This is a genomic window from Acetobacterium wieringae (assembly GCF_001766835.1).
GTDB lineage: Bacteria > Bacillota > Clostridia > Eubacteriales > Eubacteriaceae > Acetobacterium > Acetobacterium wieringae.
Genome location: NZ_LKEU01000036.1, coordinates 38905 through 56527, shown reverse-complemented (window position 1 = coordinate 56527; position 17623 = coordinate 38905). Strand labels below are relative to the sequence as shown.

Genomic DNA, 17623 nt, shown 5'->3' with positions numbered 1-17623 from the left:
ATGGAACATAGCTTAAGAACAAAACTATCGTTGACGATTGCCCTGATTATGTTACTTACTGTTGCCTCGATCAGCTTTTTATCAAACATTTTAATTGAAAAAGAATTCACTAATTATCTTACCATTCAACAAGAGAAACGAACTCAGGAAATAACAGATAGTTTGAGTCAGCAATATGATATGGACACCAAAACCTGGAACGCAGATTTTGTCCACACCATCGGGATGTATGCCCTTTATGACGGGTATATTGTCAAGGTTTATGATTTACAGAATCAGACGATCTGGGATGCGGAGACCTGTGACATGTCCTTATGTACAGCAGTGATGGATGATATTTCACATCGCATGAATACGAAATATCCGCAAATGAATGGTGAATTTATGTCAAAAACCATCTCAATCACTAAGAATGGTAAAGTCATTGGAACGGCAGATGTCAGCTATTTTGGACCATACTTCTTAAGCGCAGATGATTTTCAGTTTTTGAATGCACTCAATACAGTATTAATCGGAATTGGCGTTTTCTCACTTGTTTTTTCGGTTATTGTCGGGTCAATCCTAGCAAAACGATTAAGTCGCCCAATCTTACATACGGTCACTGTAACAAAACAAATCTCTGAAGGTGATTACGATGTACGAATCACAGAAGTTTCAAAAACCAGGGAATTAAATGACCTCATTGTTGCTGTCAATCATTTAGCTGACTCATTGGGAAAACAGGAGTCACTAAGAAAACAGTTGACCGCTGATGTAGCTCATGAACTGCGAACTCCTCTTACATCGATTGGAACCCATATTGAAGCCATGATTGAAGGGGTATGGGAACCTACAAACGAACGCTTGAAAAGTTGCCATGATGAAATATTGCGCATAGGTAAAATTATACAGGATTTAGAGAATTTGGCAAAAGTTGAAAGTGATAATTTAAAGCTTGATAAAACACAGATCAATCTGAATGCGTTATCAGAAAAAGCAGTGGCGAACTTTGCCGCAGAAATCGATAAAAAGAAGTTGAACGTATCGATTGAGGGGGAAAGTTCAGAAACATATGCTGATCAAAATAGAATCAGCCAGGTGATCATTAATCTAGTTTCAAATGCGGTAAAATATACACCGGAGCATGGTATCATTAAGATTTTTATTTCTGAAGATAAGCAGTTTGTTCGATTAAGTGTCAGTGATAATGGGATTGGGATACCTGAAGACGAACTCCCCTATGTTTTTGAGCGCTTTTATCGCGCTGATAAATCTAGAAATCGTATGACCGGTGGTTCAGGAATTGGACTGGCCATTGTTAAGTCAATCGTTACTGCCCACGGGGGAATGGTTGAGGCCGAAAGTCACTTAAACGAAGACAGTAGTTTTGTTATCAAGCTGCCGAAAAATAAAATGGAATAGGAGTAAAAAAGATGGACAGATCATTTGAGCTTAAAATAGACAATGCAGTTTTAGACTACATGCGAAAAAAAAGAAAGAGTAATTTAACACTTACCATCAGTTCTACAGGTGGCGGTTGCTGTCCAACTTTTGAGGTTTCTGAAGTTTCACTTGTAAAGCCAGATCAATTGGACGCATTTGATATATTTAAACAGAATGATGTTACCCTATATATCAGCAAAAATGCAAGGGTGATAAGGTCGACACTGCATTTTATACTTAAAAAAAATTTGATTGCGGCAACGATCCAAGTCGAAGGTTTAAGCCTAAAAAAGCGGGATTAATGCTACCCAAGCGAGTTACTGTAGTATAATGAGAAAAGTGTCACAAGAAGATTTCATACACGTGATGATAGAATACGTTGATGTTCAATTGAGCAACTGGGAAGTATAGAGGTTTGGCAATAATGAACAATCATTTAAAAAAAGTACTTATTGTTGATGATGAAACCAAAATAATTGAGGTGGTAAAGTCTTTTCTGGAAAGTAAAGGCTTTACCGTCTTTACGGCGGAAAATGGTAAACAAGCCCTCGATATCTTTGACCGGGAAAACATTGCGCTCATCGTATTAGACCTGATGCTTCCGGATATGACGGGCGAAGAAATTTGTATTCAGATCAGAAAAAAATCCCGGGTGCCGATTATTATGCTTACTGCAAAAATTGAAGAATCAGATATGCTAAAAGGCTTGAATATCGGCGCAGATGATTATATTACGAAACCATTTAGTTTAAAAGCCCTAAATGCCAGAATTGAAGCAGTTCTGCGCCGATCAAGTGATGATCTGGTGCCGCTTTATAATAAGGCTTCTTTCAATGGCGGTGATTTGGAGGTTGATTTTGAAAGTCATCTGATCAAAAAGAATCAGGTGGAAATTAATCTTACTCCAAATGAGTATAAACTACTGGCGGCGTTAATAAAATATCCCAGTAAGGTTTTTACCCGGGAGGATCTAATCAGAGTAGCGTTGGGTGATGAGTTTGAAGGATATGATCGGGCCGTGGATAGCCATATCAAGAACCTGCGTCAAAAAATAGAAAAGGATCCCAAAAATCCGGTCTATGTCCTGACTATTTATGGGATTGGTTATAAATTCGGGGGTGAAACCCCCGAAACATAGGCTATCAATAAAGTTTTTCCACGCCCTTGTGGTTAATTTGGAAAGCGAGATCCTTGATCACTTCACCAGCTAAGATCAGACCTGCTACCGACGGAACAAAAGAAATGCTGCCGGGAATGGATCGTCGATCGGTACATTTTCTTTCAGTTCCCGGTGGACAAATACAATTGGATTGACAACTGTTGGCTAGATTTTTTATTTGTTTAATCGGTTCTTCCGTTGAAAACACAACTTTTAAATGCTTGATCCTACGTTTTTTAAGTTCTTTACGCATGATTTTGGCGACCGGACACATGCTGGTTTTGTAGATATCGGCAACCTTAAAAAGCGTCGGGTCTAATTTGTTTCCGGCACCCATACAGCTGATGATGGGTGTTTTTGTGTTTTCTGTTTGGAGCACTAACTCAATTTTGGCCGAAATGGTATCGATGGCATCAACTACATATGAGTAGGAAGAGAAGTCAAATTTATCAGCGTTTTCAGGTAAAAAGAAGCATTGATGAACGTCGACCTGAGCATTGGGATTGATATCCAAAATCCGTTGTTTCATCACCTCAACCTTGTTTTGGCCTACGGTTTTTCGGGTGGCGATCATCTGGCGGTTGAGATTTGTCAAACAGACCTTATCGTCATCAATGAGATCAAATGAGCCAATGCCGCTGCGGGCAAGGGCTTCAGCAGTATAACTACCCACTCCGCCAATGCCAAAGATGGCAACGCGTGCCTGCGCCAGTTTTTCCATGGCATCCCCGCCAAGTAATAATTCAGTTCTTGAAAATTGGTTTAACATTAAAAATTCTCCGTTCAGATATTAATGGTTCATTTTTTTTTACTTTTATTTACAGAGTCAGCTATCATAATCATCTAAAAAATGATGTTTAACCCCTTCTTGCTTATATGAAATAATCGTATTGAGATTGACGTTCTCGACGCTTTTGAAAATATTGCTTTCGATATATGGGCTGGTTTGGCGGAATTTTTTCAGCAGCGTTTTCATTTCCTGACGCTTTGAGGCTCCGCCTTCGTTGTCTGAAATCATACAATTTTCGGTAAATCGGCAGGCACATTGAATAAATTGCAGGTCGTTATGTAATTTCCAGCTGATGATGGCCTCTTCCCGGATCAGATACATCGGTCGGATTAACTCCATATTCTCAAAATTGCTGCTTTTTAGTTTGGGCATCATGGTCTGAATCTGGCCGCCGTAAAGCATGCCCATCAGGATCGTCTCAATGACGTCGTCATAATGATGCCCCAGGGCGATTTTATTGCATCCCAATTCTTTGGCATGATGATACAGATGACCCCGACGCATCCGGGCACAGAGATAACAGGGTGATCTGTCAATATCGGCCACCGAATCAAAAATCTGCGATTCGAAAACAGTGGCTTCAATATTCAGCAGTTTCAGATTCTTTTTGATCATTTCCCGGTTGATCGGGTTATAGCCCGGATCCATCACCAGGAAAACCAGTTCAAATTCGAATTTATTATGTTTCTTCAGTTCCTGGAATAGCTTGGCCATCAGCATCGAGTCTTTTCCACCAGAGATGCACACCGCAATTTTATCGCCTTCCTTGACCAGCTGATATTCATTGATGCCACTGGTAAAGCGGCACCAGATACTGCTGCGATACTTCTTCTTTAAACTTTTTTCTATTTCTTGATAACGTTCCATGATAACTCCTACTTTTTAGTTAAGCTTGTATAACAATAATCAAAGATGTTCATAAACTCCTGCAATTCGCTGTCAGTGGTTAAATGACAGAGACTGATCCGCCAGGAAGATCTGGCCAGATCCCTGCTTCCGGTGACCGTCAGAACAGATCGTGAGGGAGTGTTGTCGGTGGAACAGGCTGATTTGGTCGAAACGCAGACTTCCTGATCACTCAGCGCAGCCTGAAAGACTTGGGCCTTGACACCTTTGATACTGAGATTAAGAATGTGGGGAATCGAATGCTCAGTGCTGTTGAAAGATACCAGCGGATAAGCTGATAACTGTTTTTTTAGCCAGTCGTTTTTTTCAGTTACCTGGGCCAGCCGTTCTTCCAGCTCAGCCAGGCACAGTTCAAGGGCCAGTGCTGTTGCCCCGGCACCAGCGGTAAAAGGCGTGCCACTGCGATAATAACTGGTGCTGGCACCCCCATGGATTTGTGTTTCAAGGATCAGGCTGTCGCTTTTTAGTAGCACGCCCATGCCATTCAGGCCGAAAAACTTGTGGGGTGAAAAGGTAACCAGATCAATTTGATCTAAATGAATTGGTATTTTTCCGACAGCCTGGGTGGCATCCACATGAAAAAAGCAATTGGGATAAGCGGCAACAATCGTTGCAATTGATGGGATCGGTTGACAGATTCCCAACTCGCTATCAACATAATTGATCGAGACCATGATTGTATCCTCTCGAATTAATTCATTTAAATGATCCAGGTCAACAGTACCATCTTTTCTGATCGACACCAGATCAATTTCATAACCAATCGATTGTAGCTGCTTGAGGCTGCCGCTGACTGAAGCATGTTCCAGACAGGTCGAGATGAGGTGTCGACCATTTTCACGATAATTTCTGGCCATACCCTTTAGTGCCAGGTTATTGGCTTCGGTGGCTCCAGAGGTGTAGATAACCTCCGAAGTTGAACAATTCAGCAGATTTTTTATTTTGATAGTTGCTTGTTTAATCAATTGCTTAGCATTTTTCCCGGACAGATGGGTGCCGTTTGCATTACCAAAAGCAACTTGATTGATTTGGCAAAATAAATCAAGCACTTGGACATCAACTGGGGTGTCGGCAGCGTAATCTAAATATATCAAGTCGTAACTCCCTTCTAAAAAACCAAAACGGTTAATAACTTCTAAAATGACTCAAAAAAATACCCAGATGATTAGTATGAAATCACCAGGGAATTATCCAATTATACTACAAGAGACGTACATTAACAATTGAATATTTTTGTTTTAAGATTTATCTTGGTAACATAAAACAAAATACTGGCTCTGAAAAAAAAGTATTGACAAGAAAATAAAAGGGAAATATAATAAAATCATATAGAAATAATATGATATAAATAATGAAAAGAGGTATCACGATGTCAAAAATTGCAAAAAATCTGACCGACCTGATTGGAAATACACCGCTGCTTGAACTATCAAATTATGAAAAGAATTTGGACTTAGAGGCAAAAATCGTAGCCAAACTGGAATACTTTAATCCCCTTTCTTCGGTTAAAGACCGAATTGGCTTTGCGATGATTGATGCAGCTGAAAAAGCAGGTTTGCTCAACAAGGATTCAGTCATTATTGAGCCTACCAGTGGCAATACCGGTGTTGGTCTGGCTTTTGTTGCTGCAGCTAAAGGCTATCGTTTAATTTTAACCATGCCTGAAACAATGAGTATTGAACGACGAAATCTGGTTTCTGCGCTCGGCGCTGAACTGGTTTTGACCCCTGGTTCACTGGGAATGAAGGGTGCTATTGCCAAGGCTCAGGAACTGGCGCAAAGCACCCCCAATGCCTTCGTGCCACAGCAATTCGAGAATCCAGCCAATCCTGAGATTCATCGAAAAACGACGGCGGTTGAGATTTGGGAAGACACCGATGGGGAAGTCGATATTTTTGTTGCCGGAATTGGAACCGGTGGAACCATTACCGGGGTTGGCGAAGTTTTAAAAGAAAAAAAACCAGGGGTGAAAATTGTCGCCGTTGAGCCGGAAGCTTCTCCCGTTTTATCAGGTGGAAATCCTGGGCCACATAAAATTCAGGGAATTGGTGCCGGGTTTGTTCCAGGGGTACTCAATACCGCGGTATATGATGAAGTCATTAAGGTCAGTAATGAAAATGCGTTCCAGACCTCCAAAGAAATTGGTCGACGGGAAGGATTGTTGGTCGGTATTTCTTCTGGGGCTGCCATCTATGCAGCCACCGAATTGGCAAAACGACCCGAAAATAAAGGCAAGACCATTGTGGTTTTATTACCGGACACCGGCGAACGTTATTTATCAACAGGCTTGTTTCAGTAATGAAAATTTCCACTAAGGGCAGGTATGCCTTGCGTTTAATGCTGGACCTGGCGATTAACAACACCGGGGAATACATTCCCATTAAGCGGATTGCTGAACGCCAGGAGATTTCAGAAAAATATTTGGAACAGATTATTACCCAGATATCACGAGCTGGCTTTGTTCGTAGTGTCCGGGGATCTCAGGGGGGGTATCAACTGGCCAACCCCCCGGAAGATTATACTGTTGGCATGATTGTCAGACTTTTGGAAGGTGAATTATCCCCAGTTATTCTGAGCGACGAGGCAGGGAATTATGAGGAAGCAGATCGTCATGTCACCGCTGATGTCTGGCAGGAAATTAAAGATGCCATTGATCAGGTAGTCGATAATATTACCCTGGCAGAACTGGTCAGACGTTACCATGAAAAAGGTAATTGTGAATATTTTATCTGATTTAGTCGACTATAGTTAAGTTTAAAAAAAGAAAAATCGAAGAGATCAGTCGGTTTCAAGCGATTCACCGATGAATTAAAAATGGCAGGATTTGAAGCATAGCACGCTTTCAATCCTGTCTTTTTTTAATACATAAAATCATATCAGAATAGTACAAAAACGTATTGACAAATACAAAAGCATCACATATAATAATCCTACCAAACATATAGGAGATATATGTTAACAGGGAGGAGATTAGTAAATGTCATTAAACAAACAGGAATTATTTGATAAACTGGCAGCTTCAATTGTGGATATGGATGAGGATCTAACCATTGAACTCAGTAACAAGGTGATTGCCGAGGGCGTGGATGCGTACGAAGCGATTGTTAATGGCTTGACCGTTGGCATGAACCAGGCTGGGAAGTTATTTGATGAAGAAGAGTATTTTGTACCGGAATTACTGATGTGCTCAGATGCCATGTATGCCGGGCTAAATTTATTAAAGCCTCATATCAAGGTCAATTCACACGAAACGAAAAGAAAAGCCGTCATAGGCGTGATCGAAGGAGATACCCATGACATTGGTAAAAACCTGGTAAAGATTATGCTGGAAACAGGTGGTTATGATGTGATTGATCTCGGACGTGACATTGCCCCGGATACTTTTGTGGAACGGGCTAAAGAAGAAAATGCCGAGTTTATATTTATCTCAACGCTGATGACAACAACCATGGAAGGAATGAGCGAAGTTGTTGAAATTCTTAAAGAGCAGAAAATAAGAGAAGATTATAAGGTATTAATTGGTGGTGGGCCGGTTTCCCAGTCTTATGCAGATAAAATTGGCGCCGACGGCTACGCAGAAAATGCGGCAGAGGCCGTGAAGTTGGCAAATAACATTGCCGCCGCTTATGGCAATGAGCTCTAAAGCGTACTCAAGTAAATTTGCAAGACAATTAAATGGAGGAAATCATCGATGTCATTAATACAAAGAAATGAAGAATTATCGTCTCTGGAACGGGTCGTGCTGACTCTGCAGCGTAAAGAAGTCGATCGAATCCCGGCGATTCCCCTGGTTTGCGGTGCCTCTTATCGGGTGACCGGTTCCCGCTATGATAAATGGTCTCAAGACGCTGAAATTGCCACCCAAAGTTTACTGGCAGCACAGGAACTGATTGGTCAGGATGCCTTTTTGTTACTGGTTGACCTCTCAGTGGAAGCGGCAGACTTTGGGCAGGAAATTATTTATCCAAAATTCAGCACAGCCTATCCTGATTTTAACAACCAATTTATTAAGACTCCAGGGGAATATGAAAAAATCGAAAAAATAAATCCCCGGGAAACGACTCGGATGAAGCAGGTCATTGATACGGTTAAGGGTCTATCAGCTGCTAAAGGCAATGAAGTCGCTATTTTCGGATTTGTTTATGGTCCACTGGGCGTTTTATCACAGATTAGAGGTCATAAAGAATTGTTTGTTGATTTGATCAAGCATCCTGAGGAGGTTTTGGCGGCAGTTGATGTGATTACAGATGTACTGATCGAATATGCCGAAGCTCAGATTGAAGCCGGGGCCCATTCCATTGTCATTGATCCGCTGTACTCTTCAGGAACAGTTTTAAGAAACACTACCTGGGAGAAATTTGAAGGCCCTTATCTAAAACGACTTGCTGATGCGATTCGGGCGGCCGGTTCGGCAGTGGCCATTCACAATTGCGGTGGTGGTGTTTATTTTGAAGAAGTTATCAAGTGGTCTGATCCGGTGGCGATCTCAGTTGCCTATCCGGCCCATGGTGCCAAAGATTGGGAAGAACATGCAAAAACCTGGGGTGACAAGATTATCACCATCGGATATTCCGATCCCGCCGAAACCGGTCTGGTATTTACTGCTGATGAGGTGCTCGAAGATGTTAAAAGACAACTGGATCTGTTCAAAAAACACAATGCTGGTTTTATCCTTTCTTCTGGCTGTGAGTTCCCGCCCAATGGTAATTTATTAAATGCTGCGGCAATGGTGGAAGCTTCCAGACGATACGGGCGCTGGTCGATAAAGTAATTTTCAAATAAATAAAGTACAGAAGCGGAACAATTCAATATAGCAATAAAAATGAATTAAGTCCAAGTAATCAATGACAACAATTTAATAAGGATTGTTGTCATTGTGTTTATTAATAGCAAGTTCAATGACTAACAGATAGGAAAGTGATCGTATGACAATACAAATTGATATTTTTTCTGGTTTTTTTGGTGCCGGCAAAACCACATTAATAAAGAAGCTGATCGATGAAAATGTGTATTCAAAAAAAATAACACTGATTGAAAATGAGTTTGGCGAAATTCCAATCGATGGGGCATTTCTAAAAAAATACAACATTGAAATAAAGGAAATCAAGGCCGGGTGTATCTGCTGTTCTACCGTAATTGATTTTACCAATACTTTGCGAGAAATCATTAAATCGAAAGAAACAGAAAGAATCATCATTGAACCGTCGGGAGTCGGTAAATTGTCCGAAATCGTCAAGATTGTCAAGAAACTGGAAGAGGATGATGACATTCATCTCAATCTGGTGATTGCCGCCGTCGATGTGACCATGTACGAGGAATTCACCGAGTTGTTCAGTGAGTTTTATGGGGACCAGATCAGTCACGCCAGTACCATTCTCTTAAGTCGAACCCAGAACGTGGATAATGCGGAGTTAGGCAAGGTTGTTTCAAAAATACGGGAAATCAATGAGACCGCATCGATTGTAACCACACCCTGGGATGACATAAGTGGCATTGACCTGCTCGGTCTTTCTGAGGCGGATGGGCAACAAATTTCCCGGGATGAGGATTTAAGTGCGTTTGATCTGGAATTTGATGATCATGATCACGACGATGACGATCATAATCATGATATTTTTACAAGCTGGGGTATCGAAACGCCAAAGATATTTCCGGAAACTCAATTAAGAAGTATCTTTGAAAGTTTGAAGGATGAGGCGGTTTTTGGAAAAGTGGTCCGGTCAAAGGGCAAGGTACAGATTGATACAGTTAATTGGGTGGAGTTTGACTTTGTTCCCAATGCCCTGGAAATCAGAGCGTCCGAACCCGATGAAATCGGGCGGATTACCGTAATTGGCCATGATCTGAATCAGGCTATTCTGGACACCGTTTTCTGATATGCGTATCAAAGTGATTGCCTGCGAGGTCATGCAGGCGGAAATAGAGAATCTGATGCCGATTCCGGATCGGGATTTTGAATTTGTCTCGATGGACTTTCATTTATACCCCCAGAAGCTAAAGGTCGAGCTCCAACGGCTTATTGATGCTTCCCAGAATTATCAAAAAATCATCCTGGCATTTGGTTTGTGTGGTGGGTCTGCTAATGGTTTAATTTCTAAAACAAGTGAACTGATTATTCCCAGAGTACATGACTGTATTTCGATCTTTATGTGCTCAGATACCTGTAGAGCCTTTGATTTTCAAAAAGAAATGGGAACTTTTTATCTCAGCAATGGCTGGATGATTACTGAAAAAAGTATTCTCTCGGATTATCAGCGTATTTATGACCGTTTCGGTGAAAAAAAAGCCAGACGGATGTTGGAAAATATGTATGATGGCTATAAAAAAGTGCTGTTTATTGAAACATCAGCAGAACCCAAGGATATGGTAATTGAGCAATCCCGAGAAATTGCAAAGCTGTTTGAGGCGGAATATCAGACGGTTAAAGGTGAAATCGGCTTTATTGAAAGAATTATAACCGGTCCCTGGGATGAAGATAACTTCATAACGCTGCTCCCCATGCAGGAAATTTCCGATGCGGATTTTTCAAAAAATGCGAGAAGCGCGTAATACTTCAAAACTTATCGAAGCCAGCAAATAATAAGAAATGAGGAATTTTAGATGAATGATTTAACCCCAAAAGAACGGATCCTCCGTTCCTTAAATAAAGAATCCGTTGATCGGGCACCGGTTATCTGTCCCGGTGGGATGATGAATTCAGCCATCGTTGATGTAATGAATAAAACTGGCCACACCTTACCGGATGGCCATCACAATAGTCAATTGATGGCAGAAATTGCCAATGACGTTCAGGAGAACACCGGTTTTGAAAACTTCGGTATTCCCTTTTGCATGACCGTGGAAGCAGAGGTACTGGGCAGTGAAATTAATTATGGCACCCTGGCCTGTGAACCAAAAATACAAAAAGAAGTGTTTCCTTCGGTTAAAGATGTCATTTATCAGGACTTGGGAGCGATGGCCAAAAATAAACGGGTTAATGCGATTATTCAGGCAACCTATCAGTTGTCAAAAGAATATTCAGACATACCGGTATTTGGCAGTATCACTGGGCCGCTCAGTACCGCCGCATCACTGGTTGACCCGATTCCGTTTTTAAAAGAACTCAGAAAGAATCCTACCGAAGCCCATCGGGTGGTTGATTATGCCACCAATCACATTATCGAATTGGCGAGGCTGATGGTGGAGAGCGGCGCCAGTGTGATTACCATTGCTGATCCCACTGCCACCGGAGAAATCTTGGGACCGGCGATGTTTGATGAATATGCGGTGCGTTATCTCAACAAAATTATCGATGCGATTCATGAAACCAATACACCGGTCATTGTCCATATTTGCGGAAAAATGAATGCGGTTAGAAAATTTGTGCCGGCAATTAAGTCCGATGCGATCAGCACCGATTCCTCCATCAGCTTGAAAAAGTTGAAAGAAGACTATCCTGAATTAACGACCATGGGGAACCTCAGTACCTATCTGCTGGAATTTGGTGAAGCCGAAAAGGTTGCCAGACAAACCGAAAAACTTAAATTGGATGGCATTGATATTATTGCGCCAGCTTGTGGACTCAGTACCTCCACACCGCTGATAAACATTACCGCAATGACGAATCGGGTAAAGGGGGCGTAACGATTATGGTAAAAGTAAATTTTATCGGCGAGAACAAAGCTATTCTGGTGGAAAAAGGCACGACGATTTTAGCAGCGGCCCAAGAACTGGGGATTGTAATTGAATCGCCCTGTAATTCCGAAGGGGTTTGCGGAAAATGTAAGGTTAGAATTTCTGAAGCAAGTCTGAAAAATGTCGAAGAATATGGAAAACATCAATTGTCAGAAGAGGAAAAAGAACAGGGATTTGTGCTTTCATGTCAAACTTCTGTGACCGGTCATGTTGATGTTAAGGCCGTTGCGAAAAATCGTAATAAAACCCTGCAAATATTAAACCACGGTCAGAGCTTTGATATCGACGTCAATAGTTTTATTAAAAAAGAATATACCAGCAATGGAAAGACGATTGTAACTGCCGGTGGCAAGGTTTTAGGTGAAGAAGACGGGGACACTACGACCCAGAATTATGGCGTCGTTGTTGACATCGGAACGACCACGCTGGTGGCAACACTGGTTAATATTAACACTGGTGAAGAACTGCACTCCGTCTCAGCCCTAAATCCCCAAAGCCAGCATGCTCAGGATGTTTTGTCGCGGATTAAATTTGCCTCTGATGAAAAAGGGCTGGATGCGATGTACTCAATGATTATAAAGGAATTGAACAAGCTGATTGAAAAAGCAGCCAGACACACTGGTGTTTTACAAAAGCATATTTATGAAGTGATTTTTAGTGGCAATACCTGTATGATACATTTGGCTGCCAACGTGAATCCTTATTCATTGGGTAAATACCCCTATACTCCAGCCATTACCGGGGGAAGCAGCTTAAGCTACAAAGAACATCTCCTGGATATTTCCAGGCTGGGATCAATTTATCTACCGCCGATTATATCTTCCTTTGTGGGGCCAGATATCACATCCGGTGTTTTGGCAACCCGGCTTCAGGATAAAGAACAGGTTACTTTATTTGTTGATATCGGAACCAATGGTGAAATGGTCTTGTCTGATCATGGCGCATTAACGGCGACCTCAACCGCCGCCGGACCGGCATTTGAGGGAATGAATATTTCTTATGGAATGCGGGCTGAAAAAGGCGCAATTGAGTATTTTGAAATTGACGATCATGGCGAGATTGACATCCGAACCATTGAAGATGGCGAAGCTATTGGTATTTGCGGCAGCGGTCTGTTGGACATTGTGGGGGAACTCGTGGTTCATAAGGTGATCGACAAACGGGGCAGACTGGCATCTCCAGAGAATACTGATTTGAAACAGAGCCTCAGAAACAGATTGGTCAAAATCGATGGAAAAATAGCCTTTGAGGTTGCCAGTGGGGTATACCTTACACAAAAAGATATCCGGCAGGTACAGCTGGCTAAGGGCGCAGTGCGAGCAGGTATTGAGTTTTTAATGGATGCAAAGCAACTGCGACCCGAAGATGTTGACGAGATTCAAATTGCTGGTTCGTTTGGCTTTCATCTGCGGGCTAAGAGCCTGATAAATATCGGACTGCTACCAAAAGAATTTGAAGGCAAAATTGACTTTGTCGGCAACACGTCAAAATCCGGAGGACTGGCTTTTTTACTCAATCAGAAATATCGCGATGAGATGGAAAGCCTGGTTACCGAGATTGATGTCATTGAATTGTCCAATGGCGAAAATTTTGATCGGATTTTTGTTGACTGCCTGTCTTTCGACAAGAAGAGTGCCTGAGCTCAAGTAAATTAATGAATACAGAAAAAACTGTTCCAAGGTTCAACTGACAAGTGGATTGTGCATGGAAACAGTTTTTTACTATTAAAACCACAAGGGATTTCAAGTTACTCCTCCGGACGATACGACTGATGGAAGAATTTGGATTATCCGGATATTAAAAAATGAGGTCTGCAGAAGTCGAAGCGCTTTGGTCAGCAGTTACGATCAAATGTTTATCGATTAATCAGATCGGAATTATTTGTTATAAATATAAAAAACCAGTTGACAAATAGCTGAAGATACGTTATATTTGTTTCATATTAAACACATAGGATATATATGCAATATATTTTTTTAAGGAGGCAAAGCAATATGTTGAAAAATGAATTATGCACTTTATCTGGGAGAAATTTTTCCATGTGTTGCAATAGCACCGACTATCGGAACGATTGCTAAGCATGATGAGATATTGCATTTGTCATTCCATTTAATGGCATTTGAATATTTCTTAAGAAAGGAGCTGCATCATTGAGTAAGTCAAAAAAGAGTTTTTTCAAAAGAATATTCAAAAACAATGAAAAAAATGACCAACAAAAGAATTTAACAGATCAAAATAAAGATAATTTAGAAAGAAATGAGAGGTTGACAAACGTGAGCGAAAGAAAATTAGGATTCGATACATTACAGGTCCATGCAGGACAGACCCCAGACCCAGTAACCGGAGCAAGAGCTGTTCCTATTTATCAGACAACTTCATATGTATTTAAAGACACGGCCCAGGCAGAAGGTCGCTTTGCATTAACGGATGCTGGTAATATCTACAGTCGTTTAACTAACCCGACTACTGATGCATTTGAACAACGGGTTGCCGCCTTAGAGGGTGGTTCAGCCGGACTGGCAACAGCTTCTGGGGCCGCGGCGATTACCTATGCCATTCAAAATATTGCCAGTGCTGGAGACGAAATTGTCTCAGCCAGTACTCTTTACGGCGGAACCTTTCATCTTTTTGCTGAAACACTGCCTAAATTTGGTATCAATACAATCTTTGTCGATCCTGATGATCCGGAAAATTTCAGAAAAGCCATCACTGATAAAACAAAAGCATTGTTTATTGAAACCCTTGGAAATCCCGGTATTAACGTTATCGATTTTGATGCAGTTGGCAAGATCGCAGCTGAAAATAAAATTCCTTTAATCGTTGATAATACCTTTGCTACCCCATATTTATTTAAACCACTGGAACACGGTGCCAACGTCGTCGTTCATTCAGCGACCAAATTTATTGGCGGTCATGGAACATCCATCGGTGGAATTATTGTTGATGGCGGCAACTTTGACTGGACCAGTGGAAAATTCCCGGATTTCACAACACCGGACAAAAGCTACAATGGCATCAAATTTGCAGATTTGGGCCCGATTGCCTATGCAGTTAAGATTCGCGCTCAATTGTTGAGAGATACCGGAGCCTCATTATCGCCATTTAATTCCTTCCTGTTTTTACAGGGTCTGGAGTCTTTATCCTTAAGAGTGCAAAAGCATGTTGATAATACCAAAAAAATAGTGGAGTTCCTGGAAAATCATCCCAAGGTCAAAAAAGTAAATTATCCTGGTCTCAAGTCCAATAAGTATTACGAGCTGGGTCAAAAATATCTGCCATTGGGAGCCGGTTCCATCTTTACATTTTCCATTGATGGTACGATTGATCAAGCCAAAAAGTTCATTGACAGTCTGGAAATCTTCTCGCTATTGGCCAATGTTGCCGATGCAAAATCCCTGGTTATTCATCCAGCTTCGACTACCCATCAACAGTTAAGTCCTGAAGAACAGGCAGCCGTTGGGTTTGCTCCGGATGTGATCCGTCTATCTATTGGTGTTGAGGATGTTGATGATTTGATTTACGATATTGAACAGGCTTTGGAAAAAGCACTGCAAAAAATAACTCCCCCTCAAAAAATTTGATTTTAAAACTGTAAGAATGGACATCTGCTGTTATTGCCAAGGCAGCAGATGTTTTCTTTTCGGGCTGATTAAGGTTTCAAATATTTACAAAGAATCCTTAACGATAAATGAATTGAGGTGTCACTATGCCAATTTGTGTAAAAGAAGGTTTACCGGCCATTGAGACCCTTGCCAGGGAAGATATTTTTATCATGACTGATAAACGGGCGACGCATCAGGATATTCGGGTGCTTAATCTATTGATTGTCAACCTCATGCCAACAGTGATTGCAACTGAAACGCAACTGCTTCGTTTGCTCAGCAACACCGCACTCCAGTTGAATGTCGAATTCTTAAAAATTTCTGACCAGCTGACTGGCGATAAAACTGTAGATCATTTTAAACAGTTTTATCACAGTTTTGAAGAAATAAAAAATAACCACTACGACGGTATCATAATTACAGGGGCACCGGTTGAAAAACAAGAGTTCGAAGCAGTTGCTTACTGGCAGGAGTTGTGTGACGTGTTGGAATGGGCTAAAACGCATGTTTTTTCTTCACTCTATATTTGCTGGGGGGCTCAGGCGGCACTCTATTATCATTATGGTATCAAAAAGTCTGTCCCGTCGGCTAAGATTTCCGGAGTTTGTGCGCATGATGTAAATAATCGTCGACATCCCATTGTCAGGGGATTTGATGATTTCTTTTATGCTCCGCATTCCCATTATACTGCGATCGCCCGGGAAGATGTACTGACTATACCACAGCTGGAAATACTGGCTGAATCGTCGGAAGCAGGTGTCTATTTGATTTCCGATATTACGAATCGGCAATTGTTTGTTACCGGTCACTGTGAGTATGATCGGGTAACTTTAAAAAATGAATACATACGGGATTATTTACAGGGTTTAAAACCAGATGTACCTAAAAATTATCAGCTGAAAGGCGAATTGGGGATATCGGATCAGACGACCTGGAGTAGCCATGCTACCCTATTGTTTGCCAATTGGCTGAATTATTACGTTTATCAGCAAACACCCTATCATTTAAAGGAGTTGAGTTTTTGACACATAAAGAGATAATACTTGCAGGGATAGCCCTTAAGAAGACCCCCCGGCTTCCTGTTATGATCCTTTCGAGCGGGGTATGGACAGATTATCGCAATGGTTTGACCCTTCAGGATGTGATGATCGGACAACCGCAAAAAATTGCCCAGACGATTATTGATGACAACAAAAAAGTCGGCTCGGATGTTGTTTGGGTTGCTGCTGATTGTAGCAATGTGATTGTCAAAGCCCTTGGGGGAAAATGCACCTTTAATCTGCTGGGAGAAGCATCTACTATCGATGAGCCCCTGATTACCCGACCCGAAGATGTTGATCAGTTAAGGGTAGAGGATCTGGAAAATTCCCGGGAGATTGCCAACCTGCTGGAAACAGCCAGAATTGTTGTTGGTGAGATTGGTGACGAGTACCTGGTGGCGGTCAGTCAATGGGGTGCATTTACCCTGGCTGGGCTGCTGCTGGGGATGGATAATATGATGAAGACAGTCTTAAAGGATAAACCGGGACTAAACCATATCATGGAATTTACGGAGAGACTCCTGTTAAAATACTGGAATTTGTTCATAGATGCCGGAGTCGAAATGGTCAATCAGGCTGAGCCGCTATCATCAGGCGATGTCATTTCAGCAAAGCTATTCAGAGAAGCATCTTTTCCCCGTATTAAGTCGGCCAATCAGGCTATCAAACGCATCAGCACTCGATCTTTACACATTTGTGGCAACACGACAAAAATTCTAGATTTAATTCCTGAGACCGGAGCCAATTTATTTTCGATGGACTACAAGGTCAATTTAAACGTAGCCAGCGAAAAACTGTCCGGGAAGCTGGCCTTTGGTGGCCAGCTGGATCCGATTCGGGTGCTGCTGGAGGGGACCCCGGAAGAAATTGAAGCAGAGTCACTAAGCTGCATCAGAGATGGCGGAGCAGCAGGATTTGTGTTGATTCCGGGTTGCGATATTGCACCGCAAACCAAACTTGAAAATGTTCAGACAATGATTCAGACGGCGCATCAGTTTGATGTGACAGAAATATATTAAAAAGTTTGAAG

16 protein-coding genes and 1 pseudogene are annotated in these 17623 nt (G+C 41.7%); 14 read left to right on the top strand and 3 right to left on the bottom strand.

Annotated elements, in window-relative coordinates; all coding sequences use genetic code 11:
• The 3 genes from ACWI_RS13655 to ACWI_RS13645 all read left to right on the top strand — a co-directional run bounded on the left by ACWI_RS13655 (nt 1) and on the right by ACWI_RS13645 (nt 2560).
• Nucleotides 1–1401, top strand: coding sequence for a sensor histidine kinase (locus tag ACWI_RS13655; protein ID WP_070371995.1), 1401 nt, complete (start codon nt 1–3; stop codon nt 1399–1401).
• An 11-nt stretch (nt 1402–1412) separates the two neighbouring features.
• Nucleotides 1413–1724, top strand: a complete 312-nt coding sequence (locus ACWI_RS13650; RefSeq protein WP_070371994.1) for a CC/Se motif family (seleno)protein — start codon at nt 1413–1415, stop codon at nt 1722–1724.
• A 122-nt stretch (nt 1725–1846) separates the two neighbouring features.
• Entirely contained in the window at nt 1847–2560 is a 714-nt protein-coding gene (locus ACWI_RS13645) for a response regulator transcription factor (protein ID WP_070371993.1), read from the top strand.
• Between the two features lie 4 nt (nt 2561–2564).
• Here ACWI_RS13645 and ACWI_RS13640 read toward each other — a convergent pair whose 3' ends face one another.
• The 3 genes and pseudogenes from ACWI_RS13640 to ACWI_RS13630 all read right to left on the bottom strand — a co-directional run bounded on the left by ACWI_RS13640 (nt 2565) and on the right by ACWI_RS13630 (nt 5371).
• Nucleotides 2565–3350, bottom strand: a complete 786-nt coding sequence (locus tag ACWI_RS13640) for a tRNA threonylcarbamoyladenosine dehydratase (protein ID WP_070371992.1) — start codon at nt 3348–3350, stop codon at nt 2565–2567.
• Nucleotides 3351–3407: 57 nt separating this feature from the next.
• Nucleotides 3408–4226: pseudogene (locus tag ACWI_RS13635) on the bottom strand (tRNA 2-thiocytidine biosynthesis TtcA family protein); the annotation flags it as partial.
• Between the two features lie 20 nt (nt 4227–4246).
• Nucleotides 4247–5371 (bottom strand): cysteine desulfurase family protein, encoded by a 1125-nt coding sequence (locus ACWI_RS13630; RefSeq protein WP_070371990.1) that lies wholly within the window; start codon nt 5369–5371, stop codon nt 4247–4249.
• Nucleotides 5372–5646: 275 nt separating this feature from the next.
• On the opposite strand from ACWI_RS13630, the gene cysK reads away from it, so the two are divergent.
• From cysK to ACWI_RS13575, 11 genes are all read left to right on the top strand, one after another.
• Entirely contained in the window at nt 5647–6576 is a 930-nt protein-coding gene (cysK, locus tag ACWI_RS13625; RefSeq protein WP_070371989.1) for a cysteine synthase A, read from the top strand.
• Nucleotides 6576–7010: an RrF2 family transcriptional regulator gene (locus tag ACWI_RS13620; protein WP_070371988.1), complete on the top strand. Its 435-nt coding sequence runs from the start codon at nt 6576–6578 to the stop codon at nt 7008–7010. The genes cysK and ACWI_RS13620 overlap by 1 nt, the downstream gene beginning before the upstream one ends.
• A 244-nt stretch (nt 7011–7254) precedes the next feature.
• Nucleotides 7255–7920 (top strand): corrinoid protein, encoded by a 666-nt coding sequence (locus ACWI_RS13615; RefSeq protein ID WP_070371987.1) that lies wholly within the window; start codon nt 7255–7257, stop codon nt 7918–7920.
• Between the two features lie 48 nt (nt 7921–7968).
• A complete protein-coding gene (locus ACWI_RS13610; RefSeq protein ID WP_070371986.1) occupies nt 7969–9048 on the top strand; it encodes a uroporphyrinogen decarboxylase family protein in 1080 nt (359 codons plus the stop codon).
• Nucleotides 9049–9202: 154 nt separating this feature from the next.
• Nucleotides 9203–10153 (top strand): CobW family GTP-binding protein, encoded by a 951-nt coding sequence (locus ACWI_RS13605; protein ID WP_070371985.1) that lies wholly within the window; start codon nt 9203–9205, stop codon nt 10151–10153.
• Between the two features lies 1 nt (nt 10154).
• Entirely contained in the window at nt 10155–10826 is a 672-nt protein-coding gene (locus ACWI_RS13600; protein ID WP_070371984.1) for a DUF1638 domain-containing protein, read from the top strand.
• Between the two features lie 51 nt (nt 10827–10877).
• Nucleotides 10878–11900 carry a uroporphyrinogen decarboxylase family protein gene (locus ACWI_RS13595; protein WP_070371983.1) on the top strand — a complete coding sequence of 341 codons (1023 nt, stop codon included), beginning with the start codon at nt 10878–10880 and terminating at the stop codon, nt 11898–11900.
• A gap of 5 nt (nt 11901–11905) precedes the next feature.
• A complete protein-coding gene (locus tag ACWI_RS13590) occupies nt 11906–13591 on the top strand; it encodes an ASKHA domain-containing protein (protein ID WP_070371982.1) in 1686 nt (561 codons plus the stop codon).
• A 633-nt stretch (nt 13592–14224) separates the two neighbouring features.
• Nucleotides 14225–15532 carry an O-acetylhomoserine aminocarboxypropyltransferase/cysteine synthase family protein gene (locus tag ACWI_RS13585; protein WP_070372009.1) on the top strand — a complete coding sequence of 436 codons (1308 nt, stop codon included), beginning with the start codon at nt 14225–14227 and terminating at the stop codon, nt 15530–15532.
• A gap of 125 nt (nt 15533–15657) precedes the next feature.
• Nucleotides 15658–16578, top strand: coding sequence for a homoserine O-succinyltransferase (locus ACWI_RS13580; protein ID WP_070371981.1), 921 nt, complete (start codon nt 15658–15660; stop codon nt 16576–16578).
• A complete protein-coding gene (locus ACWI_RS13575; RefSeq protein WP_070371980.1) occupies nt 16575–17612 on the top strand; it encodes a uroporphyrinogen decarboxylase family protein in 1038 nt (345 codons plus the stop codon). Before ACWI_RS13580 ends, ACWI_RS13575 begins: the two co-directional genes overlap by 4 nt.
• The last annotated feature ends 11 nt before the right edge of the window (nt 17613–17623 follow it).

Bases quoted from the DNA above. Each gene is read 5' to 3' on its own strand.
- ACWI_RS13655 (WP_070371995.1), top strand. From the start codon at position 1: ATGGAACATAGCTTAAGAACAAAACTATCGTTGACGATTGCCCTGATT.
- ACWI_RS13650 (WP_070371994.1), top strand. From the start codon at position 1,413: ATGGACAGATCATTTGAGCTTAAAATAGACAATGCAGTTTTAGACTAC.
- ACWI_RS13645 (WP_070371993.1), top strand. From the start codon at position 1,847: ATGAACAATCATTTAAAAAAAGTACTTATTGTTGATGATGAAACCAAA.
- ACWI_RS13640 (WP_070371992.1), bottom strand. From the start codon at position 3,350: ATGTTAAACCAATTTTCAAGAACTGAATTATTACTTGGCGGGGATGCC.
- cysK (WP_070371989.1), top strand. From the start codon at position 5,647: ATGTCAAAAATTGCAAAAAATCTGACCGACCTGATTGGAAATACACCG.
- ACWI_RS13620 (WP_070371988.1), top strand. From the start codon at position 6,576: ATGAAAATTTCCACTAAGGGCAGGTATGCCTTGCGTTTAATGCTGGAC.
- ACWI_RS13615 (WP_070371987.1), top strand. From the start codon at position 7,255: ATGTCATTAAACAAACAGGAATTATTTGATAAACTGGCAGCTTCAATT.
- ACWI_RS13610 (WP_070371986.1), top strand. From the start codon at position 7,969: ATGTCATTAATACAAAGAAATGAAGAATTATCGTCTCTGGAACGGGTC.
- ACWI_RS13605 (WP_070371985.1), top strand. From the start codon at position 9,203: ATGACAATACAAATTGATATTTTTTCTGGTTTTTTTGGTGCCGGCAAA.
- ACWI_RS13600 (WP_070371984.1), top strand. From the start codon at position 10,155: ATGCGTATCAAAGTGATTGCCTGCGAGGTCATGCAGGCGGAAATAGAG.
- ACWI_RS13595 (WP_070371983.1), top strand. From the start codon at position 10,878: ATGAATGATTTAACCCCAAAAGAACGGATCCTCCGTTCCTTAAATAAA.
- ACWI_RS13590 (WP_070371982.1), top strand. From the start codon at position 11,906: ATGGTAAAAGTAAATTTTATCGGCGAGAACAAAGCTATTCTGGTGGAA.
- ACWI_RS13580 (WP_070371981.1), top strand. From the start codon at position 15,658: ATGCCAATTTGTGTAAAAGAAGGTTTACCGGCCATTGAGACCCTTGCC.